Source organism: Streptomyces sp. NPDC058674, from assembly GCF_042716505.1.
Classification (GTDB): Bacteria; Actinomycetota; Actinomycetes; order Streptomycetales; family Streptomycetaceae; genus Streptomyces.
Genome location: NZ_JBHXSC010000005.1, coordinates 168,048 through 182,281, shown reverse-complemented (window position 1 = coordinate 182,281; position 14,234 = coordinate 168,048). Strand labels below are relative to the sequence as shown.

General features: G+C 73.0%; 13 protein-coding genes. 8 read left to right on the top strand and 5 right to left on the bottom strand.

The window, feature by feature from the left end:
• Positions 1-77: 77 nt before the first annotated feature.
• The 4 genes from ACFWU6_RS04885 to ACFWU6_RS04870 all read left to right on the top strand — a co-directional run bounded on the left by ACFWU6_RS04885 (position 78) and on the right by ACFWU6_RS04870 (position 4,297).
• Positions 78-782 carry a succinate dehydrogenase cytochrome b subunit gene (locus ACFWU6_RS04885; RefSeq protein WP_383807423.1) on the top strand — a complete coding sequence of 235 codons (705 nt, stop codon included), beginning with the start codon at positions 78-80 and terminating at the stop codon, positions 780-782.
• Positions 783-784: 2 nt separating this feature from the next.
• A complete protein-coding gene (locus tag ACFWU6_RS04880; protein ID WP_383978509.1) occupies positions 785-2,776 on the top strand; it encodes a fumarate reductase/succinate dehydrogenase flavoprotein subunit in 1,992 nt (663 codons plus the stop codon).
• Positions 2,773-3,519 (top strand): succinate dehydrogenase/fumarate reductase iron-sulfur subunit, encoded by a 747-nt coding sequence (locus ACFWU6_RS04875; RefSeq protein WP_383978506.1) that lies wholly within the window; start codon positions 2,773-2,775, stop codon positions 3,517-3,519. The genes ACFWU6_RS04880 and ACFWU6_RS04875 overlap by 4 nt, the downstream gene beginning before the upstream one ends.
• A 127-nt stretch (positions 3,520-3,646) precedes the next feature.
• Positions 3,647-4,297: a hypothetical protein gene (locus tag ACFWU6_RS04870; protein ID WP_383807431.1), complete on the top strand. Its 651-nt coding sequence runs from the start codon at positions 3,647-3,649 to the stop codon at positions 4,295-4,297.
• A 72-nt stretch (positions 4,298-4,369) separates the two neighbouring features.
• Here the strand turns inward: ACFWU6_RS04870 and ACFWU6_RS04865 are convergent, their stop codons facing one another.
• The 3 genes from ACFWU6_RS04865 to ACFWU6_RS04855 form a co-directional block, all read right to left on the bottom strand.
• Positions 4,370-5,038, bottom strand: a complete 669-nt coding sequence (locus ACFWU6_RS04865; protein ID WP_383978503.1) for a hypothetical protein — start codon at positions 5,036-5,038, stop codon at positions 4,370-4,372.
• 405 nt (positions 5,039-5,443) lie between these two features.
• Positions 5,444-7,915 (bottom strand): ABC transporter, encoded by a 2,472-nt coding sequence (locus ACFWU6_RS04860; protein ID WP_383978500.1) that lies wholly within the window; start codon positions 7,913-7,915, stop codon positions 5,444-5,446.
• Positions 7,916-7,925: 10 nt separating this feature from the next.
• Positions 7,926-8,915, bottom strand: coding sequence for an LLM class flavin-dependent oxidoreductase (locus ACFWU6_RS04855; RefSeq protein WP_383807437.1), 990 nt, complete (start codon positions 8,913-8,915; stop codon positions 7,926-7,928).
• A 174-nt stretch (positions 8,916-9,089) separates the two neighbouring features.
• On the opposite strand from ACFWU6_RS04855, the gene ACFWU6_RS04850 reads away from it, so the two are divergent.
• Positions 9,090-9,581 carry a hypothetical protein gene (locus ACFWU6_RS04850; protein WP_383807440.1) on the top strand — a complete coding sequence of 164 codons (492 nt, stop codon included), beginning with the start codon at positions 9,090-9,092 and terminating at the stop codon, positions 9,579-9,581.
• A 168-nt stretch (positions 9,582-9,749) separates the two neighbouring features.
• On the opposite strand, the gene ACFWU6_RS04845 is transcribed toward ACFWU6_RS04850, so the two are convergent.
• Complete coding sequence (locus ACFWU6_RS04845) at positions 9,750-9,965, bottom strand: dodecin (protein ID WP_383807443.1); 216 nt, start codon at positions 9,963-9,965, stop codon at positions 9,750-9,752.
• Between the two features lie 164 nt (positions 9,966-10,129).
• Between ACFWU6_RS04845 and ACFWU6_RS04840 the strand changes: the two genes are divergently transcribed.
• From ACFWU6_RS04840 to ACFWU6_RS04830, 3 genes are all read left to right on the top strand, one after another.
• The gene (locus ACFWU6_RS04840) at positions 10,130-11,392 is read left to right on the top strand and encodes an extracellular solute-binding protein (RefSeq protein WP_383978497.1); all 1,263 of its coding nucleotides are present in this window, start codon (positions 10,130-10,132) and stop codon (positions 11,390-11,392) included.
• Positions 11,393-11,566: 174 nt separating this feature from the next.
• Positions 11,567-12,418, top strand: coding sequence for a GNAT family N-acetyltransferase (locus ACFWU6_RS04835; protein WP_383978495.1), 852 nt, complete (start codon positions 11,567-11,569; stop codon positions 12,416-12,418).
• Positions 12,415-13,353, top strand: coding sequence for a lysophospholipid acyltransferase family protein (locus ACFWU6_RS04830; RefSeq protein ID WP_383978492.1), 939 nt, complete (start codon positions 12,415-12,417; stop codon positions 13,351-13,353). The genes ACFWU6_RS04835 and ACFWU6_RS04830 overlap by 4 nt, the downstream gene beginning before the upstream one ends.
• On the opposite strand, the gene egtD is transcribed toward ACFWU6_RS04830, so the two are convergent.
• Positions 13,236-14,210 (bottom strand): L-histidine N(alpha)-methyltransferase, encoded by a 975-nt coding sequence (gene egtD / locus ACFWU6_RS04825; RefSeq protein ID WP_383807496.1) that lies wholly within the window; start codon positions 14,208-14,210, stop codon positions 13,236-13,238. The genes ACFWU6_RS04830 and egtD overlap by 118 nt on opposite strands.
• Positions 14,211-14,234 lie beyond the last annotated feature (24 nt).

Below are 14,234 nucleotides of genomic sequence, written 5' to 3'. Positions count from 1 at the left end.
GCAATAGGGAGAGCCTATCGATATGAGCCTCATCATGTCTTGGACCTTTCGGGACCTCGGCCCCTACCGTCTGTGGCATGGCTCTGGCAACGCGGACGAACCGAAGGCCGTCCACCACGCGCACGCTCTGGGACTCGTCGGTCGGCAAGAAGACCGTGATGGCCGTCTCCGGATTGATCATGCTCGGCTACCTCGTCGTCCACATGCTCGGCAACCTCAAGATCTTCTTCGGCTCCGACGAGTTCAACGGCTACGCCCACTGGCTCCGCACCCTCGGCTCGCCCTTCCTGCACCACGAGTGGGCCCTGTGGATCGTCCGCGTGGCCCTGCTCGCCGCGGTCGTCGCCCACGGCGTGTCCGCGTACCAGCTCAGCCGGCGCGACATCAAGGCCCGCCCGGTGAAGTACGCCCACAAGCGCCGGCGCGCGAGCTACGCCACCCGCACCATGCGCTGGGGCGGCATCATCCTCGCCCTGTTCATCGTCTGGCACCTGCTCGACCTCACCACCCTCACCGTCAACGAACGCGCCTGGGCCGGCCACCCCTACGAGAACGTCCTGTCGACCTTCTCCACCTGGTACGGCAACACCGTCTACATCGTGGCGATGGCCGCCCTCGGCCTGCACGTACGCCACGGGTTCTGGAGCGCGGCCCAGACCCTCGGCGCCGGCACCGCCCGGCGCGACCGGGCGTTGAAGTTCCTGGCCAATGCCCTGGCCCTCGTCCTCTTCGCGGGCTTCGTGTCCGTCCCCGTCGCCGTCATGACCGGAGTGGTGAGCTGACCGTGAACCCCGACGACACCACCTTCGCGCAGTACACCACCGGCGCGCCCCTCGCCGATACCAAGGCCCCCGGAGGCCCCATCGCGGACCGCTGGGACCGCCGCCGCTTCGAGGCCAAGCTGGTCAACCCGGCCAACCGCCGCAAGCACACCGTCATCGTCGTCGGTACCGGCCTGGCCGGCGGCGCGGCCGGTGCGACGCTCGCCGAACAGGGCTACCACGTGGTCCAGTTCTGCTTCTCCGACTCCCCGCGCCGGGCCCACTCCATCGCCGCCCAGGGCGGCATCAACGCAGCGAAGAACTACCGCAACGACGGCGACTCGGTCCACCGCCTCTTCTACGACACCGTCAAGGGCGGGGACTTCCGCGCCCGCGAGTCCAACGTCCACCGCCTCGCCCAGATCTCCGTCGAGATCATCGACCAGTGCGTGGCCCAGGGCGTCCCCTTCGCCCGGGAGTACGGCGGCCTCCTCGACACCCGTTCCTTCGGCGGAGTCCAGGTCTCGCGGACCTTCTACGCCCGCGGCCAGACAGGCCAGCAACTCCTCCTCGGCGCCTACCAGGCCCTCTCCCGGCAGATCGCCGCCGGCAACGTCGACATGCACGCCCGCACCGAGATGCTCGACCTGATCGTGATCGACGGAGCGGCCCGCGGCATCGTCGCCCGCGACCTCGTCACCGGCGAGATCTCCACGCACCACGCCGACGCCGTCGTCCTGGCGAGCGGCGGCTACGGCAACGTGTTCTACCTCTCCACCAACGCCATGAACTCAAACGCGACCGCCGTCTGGCGGGCCCACCGCCGCGGCGCGTACTTCGCCAACCCCTGCTTCACCCAGATCCACCCCACCTGCATCCCGCGCACCGGAGACCACCAGTCCAAGCTCACCCTGATGAGCGAGTCCCTGCGCAACGACGGCCGCATCTGGGTCCCCAAGGCCCAGCACGACACCCGCCCCGCCGCCGAGATCCCCGAGGCGGAACGCGACTACTACCTGGAGCGGATCTACCCCTCCTTCGGCAACCTCGTGCCCCGCGACATCGCCTCCCGCGCCGCCAAGAACGTCTGCGACGAGGGCCGGGGCGTCGGCCCCGGCGGCCAGGGCGTCTACCTCGACTTCGCCGACGCCATCCGCCGCATGGGCAGGGACGCGGTGGCCGAGAAGTACGGCAACCTCTTCGACATGTACGAGCGGATCACCGCGGAGAACCCGTACGAGGTCCCCATGCGGATCTACCCCGCGGTCCACTACACGATGGGCGGACTGTGGGTCGACTACGACCTCCAGACCACCGTCCCGGGACTCTTCGCGGTCGGCGAGGCCAACTTCTCCGACCACGGAGCCAACCGCCTCGGCGCGTCCGCCCTCATGCAGGGACTGGCCGACGGCTACTTCGTGCTCCCCTCCACCATCAACGACTACCTGGCCCGCCACCCCCACCGGGAAGCCGTCGGCGACGGCCACCCCGAGACCGCCGCCGTCGTGCGCGAGACCCGCGAGCGCCTCGCGCGCCTGCTCGCCGTCGACGGCGACCGCACCCCGGACTCCTTCCACCGCGAGATCGGCGAACTCATGTGGGAGTACTGCGGCATGGCCCGTACCGAGGAGGGACTGCGCAAGGCGCTCCAGCGGCTCCCGGAGATCCGCGAGGAGTTCTGGCGGCGGATCAAGGTCCCCGGCCGCGGCGAGGAATTCAACCAGTCGCTGGAGAAGGCCAACCGCATCGTCGACTACCTCGAACTCGCCGAGCTGATGTGTCTCGACGCCCTCCACCGCACCGAATCCTGCGGCGGCCACTTCCGCGAGGAGTCCCAGACCCCGGACGGCGAAGCCGAGCGGCGCGACGAGGAGTTCTCCTACGTCGCGGCATGGGAGTACGGCGGGACCGCGGACCGTCCCCCGGGCCCGGACGGCGCAGGCCGCGCCCCCGTCCTGCACAAGGAAGACCTCGCCTTCGAGTACGTCCACCCCACCCAGCGGAGCTACGCATGAAGCTCACCCTGCGCGTCTGGCGCCAGCGGAACCCCGACGCCCCCGGCGCCATGGCCTCCTACCAGGTCGACGGCATCTCCGAGGACATGTCCTTCCTCGAGATGCTCGACACCCTCAACGAGGACCTCATCCTGCGCGGTGAGGAGCCGGTCGCCTTCGACCACGACTGCCGCGAGGGGATCTGCGGCGCCTGCAGCCTCGTCATCAACGGGGACGCCCACGGCCCGGAGCGCACCACGACCTGCCAGCTCCACATGCGGTCCTTCACCGACGGCGACACCATCGACGTCGAGCCCTGGCGTGCCGCCGCCTTCCCGGTGGTCAAGGACCTCGTCGTCGACCGGGGCGCCTTCGACCGCATCATCCAGGCCGGCGGCTACATCACCGCCCCCACCGGCGCGGCCCCCGAGGCCCACGCCACCGCCGTGCCCAAGGCCGACGCCGACCACGCCTTCGAGCACGCCGAGTGCATCGGCTGCGGGGCCTGTGTGGCGGCCTGCCCCAACGGCTCCGCGATGCTCTTCACCTCGGCCAAGGTCAACCACCTGAACGTCCTCCCGCAGGGGTCGCCCGAGCGCGAGACCCGGGTCCTGGACATGGTGGCCACAATGGACGAGGAGGGCTTCGGCGGCTGCACCCTGGCCGGGGAGTGCGCCACGGCCTGCCCCAAGGGCATCCCGCTGCCCTCGATCGCCGCGATGAACAAGGAGTGGCTGCGGGCCCTCCGCAAGGGCACGCGCTGATCCGCCCGGCGCTGATCCGGAGCTGCCGCACCGGCTCCGTCGCCGCCTGCGCCGATCGGCTGACCGGGACCCGCCTCCGCCGCGCCGCGCCTCGGCGCACCCCCGGCCATGGGTGACAGTGGGGCCCATGCCACACGCCCCCGCCGGGTACGGACCACGCCGCCGCACCGTGCTGGCCGCCGCCCTCGCCCCCCTGGGGGCGGCCGCCTGCTCGGTGGAGGAACAGCCCCGCGCCCCTGCCCCCGGTCCGACGGCCGGACCGCCCGACGCCTTGATCATGATCGTCCGGCATGCCGAGAAGCTCTACGCGGGCGACACGGGCGAGGACGACGAGGGCGTCGAGCACCCGGGCTTCCTGGCCGGCCGCGGCATGCGCCGCGCCGATGAGCTGCCGCGCCTCTTCGCCCCGTCGAGGGGCGCCTCGCTGCCCCGCCCCGCCGCCGTCTTCGCGGCCGGCGGCAAGGCGGGGGCCCCCGAGCGGAGCCGGCAGACGGTGACGCCCCTGGCCGCCGCACTGCGCACGCCCGTCCGCGCCGAGTTCGCCCTCGGCGCCGAACCGGACCTCGCGCGGGCCGTACTGGCCGCTCCGATGCCGGTCCTGGTCTGCTGGGAGCAGACCGGCGTCCCCCGCCTGGTCCGCGCCCTCGGCGTGCACCAGGTGCTCGGGGTCCCCGCCGACTGGCCCGACCGCTACGACCTCGTCTGGATGTTCACCCGCCGCCAGAGCCGCTGGAGCTTCCGCGAACTGCCCCAGCACCTGCTCCCCGGGGACGCGTAGCGACCCGAGCAGGTCCCCGTGGCCGCACCCCGGCCGCCATGGCGTCAGCGACTCCGGACGAGCCCGGACAACTCAGAGCACGCGTTCGATGCGGGCGCGGCGGATGAGGTTCTTGCCGGGCTCGCGGACCGTGTCGAAGGCCGCGTTGTTGAGCAGGACGCAGCTGCCCGAGGGGCTGTTCACGGTGACGGTGGTGGCTTGGCCGTTGTCCAGGTTGGTGACCTTCAGCTTGGTGCCGAGGGGGAAGGTGCCGCTGCTTGCCGCCGGCGCTCCGGCCTCGCCGGACAGGGTGACCGTCGACCCCTGGCACACCACCTCGCCGGTGGCCGGCGCGACCTGCACGCCCGCCGTTGCGGCCGCGCCCGCCGCTCCGGCGGCGCCGGCGGGTGCCTCGCCGCCGCCCACGCGTTCGATGCGTGCGCGGCGGATGAGGTTCTTGCCGGGCTCGCGGACCGTGTCGAAGGCCGCGTTGTTGAGCAGGACGCAGCTGCCCGAGGGGCTGTTCACGGTGACGGTGGTGGCTTGGCCGTTGTCCAGGTTGGTGACCTTCAGCCTGGTGCCGAGGGGGAAGGTGCCGCTGCTTGCCGCCGGCGCTCCGGCCTCGCCGGACAAGGTGACCGTCGACCCCTGGCACACCACCTCGGGCGCGGCGGCGTTGCCGGTCGCCACCGTGGCCGCGACACCTCCCGCCACCAGCGCTCCCGCGACGACGGACAGCACGAGCTTCTTCTTGGGACTCACAGTCCTTTTCCGGGACATGGGCACTCCTCGACTCGATGGATGCTGCCCCCTGCATAACCGCCGGCTTCGCCTGCGGGTCCGCTCTTGTCGCAGGCTTACAAATCCGGCGGTGTGGAGGTTCCGGTTCCGCCGCGGCCTGCCCGGCGGGCCGGGTCCACCGGGGCGCGTCCGTGCAAAGAAGCAGGTGGGAGCCGGTCGCCCGAGGCGATCGCATGGATAGCGCATGGATGGAGTCCTCGCGCCGACCGCCCCGACCCCCGCGGAAGCGCGGCGGCCATAAGACGGCTTTAAGGTCCGGTTAGTCCGCCCTTAGGGATCGAGGCGCGCGGTGCGGTCGCGCAGACCGACGCAGCAGCGGCCCTGTCGGCGGAGGCGACGAAACGCCCGGGGGCGGCCCGGCCGGCGCTACGCAGACCCCGCCAGGGCCCGCGCCAGGTACGCCGATGTGCGGCCGGCTCCCGACGCCGCCACCTCCGCCGGGGTGCCCGACGCCACGATGCGGCCGCCCGCCGTGCCGCCGCCCGGGCCCAGGTCGATCACCCAGTCCGCCCCCGCCACCACCGCCATGTCGTGCTCCACCACGACCACCGAGTGCCCGGCGTCCACCAGCCCGTGCAACTGCCGCAGCAGCACCACCACATCGGCCGGATGCAGGCCCGTCGTCGGCTCGTCCAGCAGGTACAGCGTGTGATCGCGGCGCAGCCGCTGGAGTTCCGTCGCCAGCTTGATGCGCTGCGCCTCGCCGCCCGACAGCTCCGTCGCCGGCTGCCCCAGCCGCAGGTAGCCCAGCCCGACGCCCTCCAGCGCCCGCAGGCTGCGCTCCGCCGCCGGGACCCCTGCGAAGAAGGCCGTCGCCGCCTCCACCGTCAGGGCCAGCACCTCCGCGATGTTCAGCCCCCGGTGGCGCACTTCGAGCGTCTCGGCGTTGTACCGGGCGCCCGCGCAGTCCGGGCACGGGGCGTACGTACTGGGCAGGAACAACAGCTCCACCGAGACGAACCCCTCGCCCTGGCAGGTCTCACAGCGGCCGCCCGCCACGTTGAAGGAGAACCGGCCCGCCTTCCAACCGCGCGCCCGCGCCTGCGGCTCGGCCGCGAAGATCCTGCGCACGACGTCGAACAGCCCCGTGTACGTCGCCAGGTTGGACCGGGGAGTCCGGCCGATCGGCTTCTGGTCCACCTCCACGAGCCGCCGTACGGGGAAGTCCGGCTCCGCCAGCCGCTCGCCGACCTCCCGGGCCAGCACCTGCCCCACCAGCGTCGACTTGCCCGATCCCGACACCCCGGTCACGGCCGTGAACACCCCCAGGGGGAACCGCGCCGCCACTGCCCGCAGGTTGTGCAGGTCGACCCCTTCCAACTGCACGGACCCGGTCGCCCGCCGCACCGGCCCGCGCGCCGCGGCCCCGGCGCCGGTGCCGAACAGGTGCCGCGCCGTCGCCGACCGCGCCACACCGGCCAGCCCCGGCGGCGGCCCGCTGTACAGCACCTGCCCGCCGTGCTCACCGGCCAGCGGCCCCACGTCCACCAGCCAGTCCGCGTGCCGCACCACGTCCATGTGGTGCTCCACGACGAACACCGTGTTCCCGGCCTCCTTGAGCCGGTCCAGGACGCCGAGCAGTGCCTCCGTGTCGGCCGGGTGCAGCCCGGCCGAGGGCTCGTCGAGCACGTACACCACCCCGAACAGCCCCGACCGCAGCTGTGTCGCGAGCCGCAGTCGCTGCAGCTCGCCCGCGGAGAGGCTGGGCGCGGTGCGGTCCAGGCTCAGGTACCCGAGCCCGAGCTCCGTGACGGGCCGGATCCGCGACCGCAGGTCCTCGGCGAGCACCCGGGCCGCCTCCCCGGACGCCGGCGCGGAGGCCAGTACGCCGTCCAGTTCGGACAGCGCCATCCCCGCCAGCTCCGCGATGCCGTACCCCGCGAAGGTCACGGCCAGCGCCTCGGGCCGCAGCCGCCGCCCTTCGCACGCCGGGCACGGGGAGTCCTCCAGGAACCTCTCGGCGCGTGCCCGCAGGGTGGCGCTCTTGCTGTCCGCGTACGTCCGCATGACGTAGCGGTGGGCGCTCGTGTACGTGCCCTGGTAGGGCCGTTGGATGCGGTCGGCGTCCCGTACCGGGTGCACGGTCACCACCGGCTGCTCCTCGGTGAACAGAATCCACTCGCGGTCCTTCGCAGGCAGTTCCCGCCAGGCGCGGTCCACGTCGTGGCCGAGCGCCTCCAGGATGTCCCGCAGGTTCTTGCCCTGCCAGGCGCCGGGCCACGCGGCGATCGCACCCTGCCGGATCGACAGGGCCGGGTCCGGGACGAGGAGTTCCTCGCTGGTCCGGTGGATACGGCCCAGCCCGTGGCACGAAGGGCAGGCGCCGGCCGCGGTGTTGGGGGAGAAGGCGTCGGAGTCCAGCCGGCCGGCCCCCGGGGGGTGGGTTCCGGCGCGCGAGTAGAGCATCCGCAGCGAGTTCGACAGCAGGGTCACCGTGCCCACGGAGGACCGCGAGCCGGGGGAGGAGCGCCGCTGCTCCAGCGAGACGGCCGGCGGCAGACCGGTGACGGAGTCGACCTTCGGGGCGCCGATCTGGTGGATGAGACGGCGGGCGTACGGGGCCACCGACTCGAAGTACCGGCGCTGGGCCTCGGCGTAGAGGGTGCCGAAGGCGAGGGAGCTCTTCCCGGAGCCGGAGACGCCGGTGAACACGGTCAGCGCGTCACGGGGGACGTCCACGTCGACACCGCGCAGATTGTGCTCCCGGGCGCCGCGCACCCGGACGAACGGATCGTGAGCGGCGGCGGTGGCCGCTGCGGAAGCGGCAGCGGAGGCAGACGGGGACGGGGAAGGAGAGGCGTCGGCCGGGGCGGGGGAGGGGTCGGCGGGCTGGTGCATTCGTCCCAGTTTAGAGGCCCGCGATCCGGGCCAGCCCGCGGTAGGACTCCAACAGCGCCGTCCGGTCGTACGTGGAGGTGGTGACCAGCAGTTCGTCGGCGCCCGTCAGGTCGGCCACCTCGGCCAGCTGCGCCGCCACCTGCTCCTCGGTGCCGTGGACGTGCCCGCGCAGGGCGCCCTCGTACAGCCCGCGCTCCTTCGGGGCCATCTCCAGGGACTCGACCTCCTCGGCCGGGCGCAGGGGCGGGAAGCTGCCCCGGGTGCGGGAGTACGCCAGGGCCCACGCCTCCGGGACCAGGATGCGACGGGCCGCCTCCTCGGTGGGGGCCACCGCCACGGTTCCGGAGACGATCACGTACGGCTCCGCGGCCCGGGCGGACGGCCGGAACTCCCTGCGGTACGTCCCGACGGCCTCCGCGAGCCGGTCGCGGGAGCGCAGGTCGCCGACCACCACCGGCAGTCCGGCCCGGGCCGCGATCCCGGCGCCCTCGCCGGTGGCCAGCACGAAGGCCGGGACCCCCAGACCCTCGGCGGGACGGGCGTGGACCTCGGGGTGCGCCCGCTGGGTGCCGTCGAGCCAGCCCAGCAGCTCGGCCAGCTGCTCCTCGAACCGGTCGGCGTCCCCGACGCCGCGGCCCAGCGCCCGCCGGATGCCGTCGGTGAAGCCCACGGAGCGGCCGAGCCCCATGTCGATCCGGCCGGGGAACAGCGACTCCAGCACCCCGAACTGCTCGGCGACCACCAGCGGCTGGTGGTTGGGCAGCATCACGCCGCCCGTGCCGACGCGGATCCGGCCGGTCGCCCCCGCGACGGCGGCCGCCAGCACGGTGGGCGCGGAGCCGGCGACTCCGGGCACGCTGTGGTGCTCCGAGACCCAGAACCGGTGGTACCCCAGGGCGTCGGCCGCGCGGGCCAGCTCCACGGTGTCGCGCAGGGCCTGCGGGGCGGGGTGGCCCTCGCGGGTGCGGGACCGGTCGAGTATCGAGACGGTGCGGATCACACTGCTCTCAACGTCCTGCGGGCGTCCTGATTCCCGGCCGGTGTCCCCGCCCTCCCCGGTACGCCCCCGTGTCCTGCGCACGGTGCCCGCGCCGGGGCCGTTTCCCGTACGCCCTGGGTCCTGTCGTCGAAGTAGGGCCAGGCGGGACTTTGACGACAGGCCTAGGCTGCCGGGATGAGTGAGAGCGCCGGGCGGCCGCTGGCCGTCTTCGACATCGACAACACCTTGGCCGACACCGGCCACCGCCAGCACTTCCTGGAGCGGCGGCCCCGGGACTGGAGCGGCTTCTTCGGCGCCGCTCCGGCCGATCCGCCGCTCGCGCGCGGGGTGTCGCTGGCGGTGGAGAGCGCGGTCGAGTGCGAGGTGGTGTACCTGACGGGGCGCCCCGAGCGGTGCCGGGCGGACACGGCCGACTGGCTCGCCCGTCACGGGCTCCCCGAGGGGCGGGTGTGGATGCGCGGCAACCAGGACCGCCGTCCGGCCCGGACGACGAAGCTGGAGGTGCTCCGGCGGATCGCCCGGGGCCGGGAGGTGCGGATGCTCGTCGACGACGACGAGCTGGTGTGCCGGGACGCACGCGCCGCGGGCTTCCGGGTGGTTCTGGCCGACTGGGCCGCGGCCGCACCGGAGCTCAAGGCCGCCCAGGAGGGGGAGGGCCGGACCTGAGCCGACGGGGCGGGGCCCGGACGTCGGAACCGAGCCCGGCGCCCTGGGGCCGAGCCTGGGCCGGGGGTAACGGGCCCGGGGTGGTGTGCCGGGCCGTTCCCCGGTTGCCGGCCGGGCCGGGACCGGGCCGGGACCGGGGCGTGGGGGTTCAGCGGGGGCGGGGGCGGGTCAGGCGTCCTCGTCCAGGCGGAAGCCCACCTTGAGCCCCACCTGGTAGTGCGCGACCCGGCCGTCCTCGATGTGTCCGCGCACCTGCACGACTTCGAACCAGTCCAGATTGCGCAGGTGCCGGCTCGCCCGCGTGATGCCGTTGCTGATGGCCTGGTCGATGCCCTCCGGGGACGTGCCGACGATCTCGGTCACCCGGTACGTGTGATTGGACATGGGGTCTCCCGACACTGGGTGGCTGTTGCCTCGTTCCACGGTGCCCCAGTAAGCCCCGGTCCGCGAACTTTGCGCGAACAGTCGTGTGCGAAATGCCCTTGACCGGCCTATTGGTCTATGCCAATTTCAAGCCATCTGAGCCCCGTCCCCAGAAGGTGACCTTCGTGAAGATGCGCTTCCTTGCCGTATCCACCGCCCTCGCGGCCGCGACCGCCCTCACGGGATGCAGCCAGCTGTCCGGCCCGGCCGACGGGCCGCAGAAGGTGACGCTCTGGCTGATGAAGGGCAGCGCCTCCGACGACTTCATCGGCAAGTTCACCGCGTCCTTCGAGAAGGAGCACCCCGGCGTGGACCTGGAGGTCAGAATCCAGGAGTGGACGGGCATCGGCGACAAGGTCAACGCCGTCCTCGCGGGGACGAGCAAGGAGACCGCCGACGTCATCGAGGTCGGCAACACCCAGGTGGCCCGGTACATCGAGAACGGCGGCCTCTCCGAACTCACCCTCGAAGGACTGAGGGAGTGGGGCAACAAGGACTGGCTCAAGGGCCTCTCCGACCCCGGCAGCCTCAACGGCGCCCAGTACGGAGTGCCCTGGTACGCCGCCAACCGGGTGGTCATCTACAACAAGGAAGTCTTCACCGAGGCGGGCATCAAGACCCCGCCCAGGAACCGCCAGGAGTGGATCCAGGCCACCCAGCGGCTCGACAAGGCCGACCAGCAGGGCATCTACCTCGCGGGCCAGAACTGGTACGTCCTCGCCGGGTTCATCTGGGACGAGGGCGGCGAACTCGCCGTCGAGAACAGCGGGAAGTGGTCGGGCGCGCTCAACGACGACAAGGCCCTCGCGGGGATGCAGTTCTACAAGCAGCTCCAGGCGCTCGGCGACGGCCCCAAGGACGCCGACGAGGAGACGCCCCCGCAGTCGGAGGTCTTCGCCCGAGGCCGGGTCGCGCAGATCATCGCCCCGCCCAGCCAGGTCAAGGAGATCGAGGCGGCCAATCCGGCGCTGAAGGGCAAGCTCGGCTTCTTCCCGATCCCCGGCAAGACCTCCGAGAAGCCCGGTGCCGTCTTCATCGGCGGGTCCGACCTGATCATCCCCGAGAAGACCCGGCAGCGGCCCCGCGCCGTGGACGTGATCACCGCCCTGGTCAGCGAGAAGTGGCAGACGGAACTGGCCCGCACCATGAGCTACGTGCCGAACAGGACCAGCCTCGCGCACGTGGTCGAGGGCAACGAGGGCGCCGCTGCCATGGCCCCCGGCGCGGCCCAGGGCCGGGCCACGCCGAAGTCGCCCCGGTGGGCCGAGGTCGAGGCCGAGAACCCGATCAAACCCTTCATGACGGCCGTCCTGACCGGCCAGGACCCCGAACAGGCGGCCCGCGTCGCCTCGGACGCGATCAGCCAGGCCCTCGCGTCCGACCGCTGACCCGCAGGCCGCCGCACCGCACCCGCACCGCGCCGCACCGCCACCGCCGAGTTCAGCCTCCTCACATCCGGGGGCCGTCGGCCGGTCATGTCGAATCCAGTCCGCCACGGAAGAAGTAAGGAGCCAGGCCGCACATCGGCCGGCCTGGCTCCCGTGCCCGGATCAGGAGCCGCCATGACCATCGCACCCCTGTCCCCGTCCCCCCTCCTCACGGCCCCCGCCCCCGCGCCCGTCCTCGCCCCCGCCCCCGCATCCGTCCTCGCCCCCGTGCCGGCCGCCGTGCCCCCGCCCGGCCCGAGCCCGCGCTACACCGTCCGCATCGCCCGCGACGACGACGAGGTGCGCGCCGCGCAGCGCCTGCGCCACCAGGTCTTCGCGGGCGAGCTCGGCGCCCGCCTCGACGGCCCCGAGCCCGGACTGGACGCGGACGCCTTCGACGCGTACTGCGATCACCTGCTGGTCCTGGACGAGGAGACCGGCGAGGTCGTGGGAACCTACCGGCTGCTGCCCCCCGCGCGGGCCGCGGTCGCCGGACGCCTCTACTCCGAGGCCGAGTTCGACCTCTCCGCCCTCGCCCCCATCCGCCCCGACCTCGTCGAGGTCGGCCGTTCCTGCGTCCACCCCGACCACCGCAACGGCGCCGTCATCGCCCTCATCTGGGCCGGCCTCGCCCGTTACATGGACCGCTCCGGGCACAACTGGCTCGCCGGCTGCTGCTCCGTCCCCCTCGCCGACGGCGGGATTCTGGCCGCCGCCACCCGCGACACCGTCCTGGCCCGCAACCTCGCCCCCGAGGAGTACCGCGTCACCCCGCACCTCCCCTGGAACGGCGAAGGCATCAGCCACCCCGACCGCATGGAACTCCCCCCGCTGCTCCGCGGCTACCTCCGCCTGGGTGCCTGGGTCTGCGGCGAGCCCGCCCTCGACGCAGGTTTCGGCTGCGCCGACCTGTACGTGCTCCTCTCGCTGCGCCGCACCAACCCGCGCTACCTCAAGCACTTCCTCTCGCTCGCGCCGACCGCATGAGCAGCTGGCTCCCCACCTCGCCCTGCACCCCCGGAACCTGCGCCGGCCGCCGGGGAAGCAGTGCGAGCGTCCCGCGCGCGGTGCTCCGGCTGGCGGCCGCCCTCGCCCTCATGACGGCCTGCGTCCTGGGCGCCGCAGCGGTCGGACTGCTGCCGGCCGGGCGCCGGGACGCGGTGGTGCGCGCCTGGTGCACCGCGCTCCTGCGGGCCCTCGGCATACGGATCACCCGGCACGGCAGCCCCGGTGGCGACGGCGGCCGCCTGATCGTCGCCAACCACATCTCCTGGCTGGACATCCCTCTCGTCCTCGCCGTGCTGCCCTCCCGCATGCTGGCCAAGAGCGACCTGCGGACCTGGCCGGTCCTCGGCCGCCTCGCCCGGCGGGCCGGCACCCTCTTCATCGAACGCGACCGCATCCGCGCCCTGCCCGCCACCATCGAGGACATCACGCACGCCCTGCTGGCCGGGGACCGGGTCACCGTCTTCCCCGAGGGCTCCACTTGGTGCGGACGGGCCCGGGGGACCTTCCACCGGGCCGCCTTCCAGTCCGCCCTGGACGCCCGGGTCCCCGTACAACCCCTGCACCTCGCGTACCTGCGGGGTGACGGGGGGCCCGCCGGGGAGGCCGCCTTCGTCGGGGACGACCCGCTGACCGCCTCCCTCTGGCGGATCGCCCGGGCCCGCGGAGTACGGGCCGAGATCACGCTGCTGCCGCGGATCCCGCCGGGCCGGCACGCGGACCGGCGGGACCTCGCGGCGGCAGCTCAGGCAGCCGTGGCCGCCGCCGCGGGTCCCGCGCCGCTCCCGGGCGTACCCGATCAGCCCGCCGCGCCCTCGGCGACCGACAGGGACAGCGCGAAGCGGCCTGCCGCATCCGTCCACCACTGGGTCAACTCCAGCCCGGCCGCAGCAAGTTCCTTGCGCACGCCCTCCTGACGGAACTTCGCGGAGATCTCCGTCAGGATCTCCTCACCCGCCGCGAACGGCACCACGAGATCCAGCGCCGGGATCTTCACCACCACGTCGGCCCGGGCCCGCAACCGCATCTCGATCCACTCCTGCTCCCCGTTCCACAGCGCCACGTGCTCGAAGTCGGCGAGGCCGAAGTCGGCGCCCAACTCCCGGTTGACGACGGCCAGCACGTTCTTGTTGAACTCCGCCGTCACCCCCCGCGCATCGTCGTACGCCGCCACCAGCACGGACTCGTCCTTCACCAGGTCCGTCCCCATCAACAGCGCGTCCCCCGGCGACAGCATCGCCCGTACGGACGACAGGAACAGCGCCCGCTCCGGCGGCAGCAGATTTCCGATCGTGCCGCCCAGGAACACCACCAGCCGGGGCCCGGGGGACTCGGGCAGCCGCAGCGCCCGCGTGAAGTCGGCCAGCAGCGCGTGCACCCGCAGCCCCGGATGCCCGGCGAGCAGGGACTGCGCCGCGCCCTGCAACGCGCTCTCGCTCACGTCCACCGGTACGTACATGTCCAGCGCGGGCAAGGCCTCGATCAGGTGCCGGGTCTTCTCGGAGGAGCCTGAACCCAGCTCCACCAGCGTCCGGGCCCCGCTCTCCGAGGCGATCTCCCGCGCCCGCTCCAGCAGGATCTCCCGCTCCGCCCGGGTCGGGTAGTACTCGGACAGCCGGGTGATCTCCTCGAACAGCTCGCTGCCCCGCGCGTCGTAGAACCACTTCGGCGGCAGCGCCTTGGGCGTCCCCGTCAGCCCGTGCAGGACGTCCGTGCGCAGTGCGGCCCCCGCGGTGCTCTCGTCCAGGGTCCGGGTCAACTGGAAGTCACTCACGAGCGCTCCTTCTCCCCCAGCGGG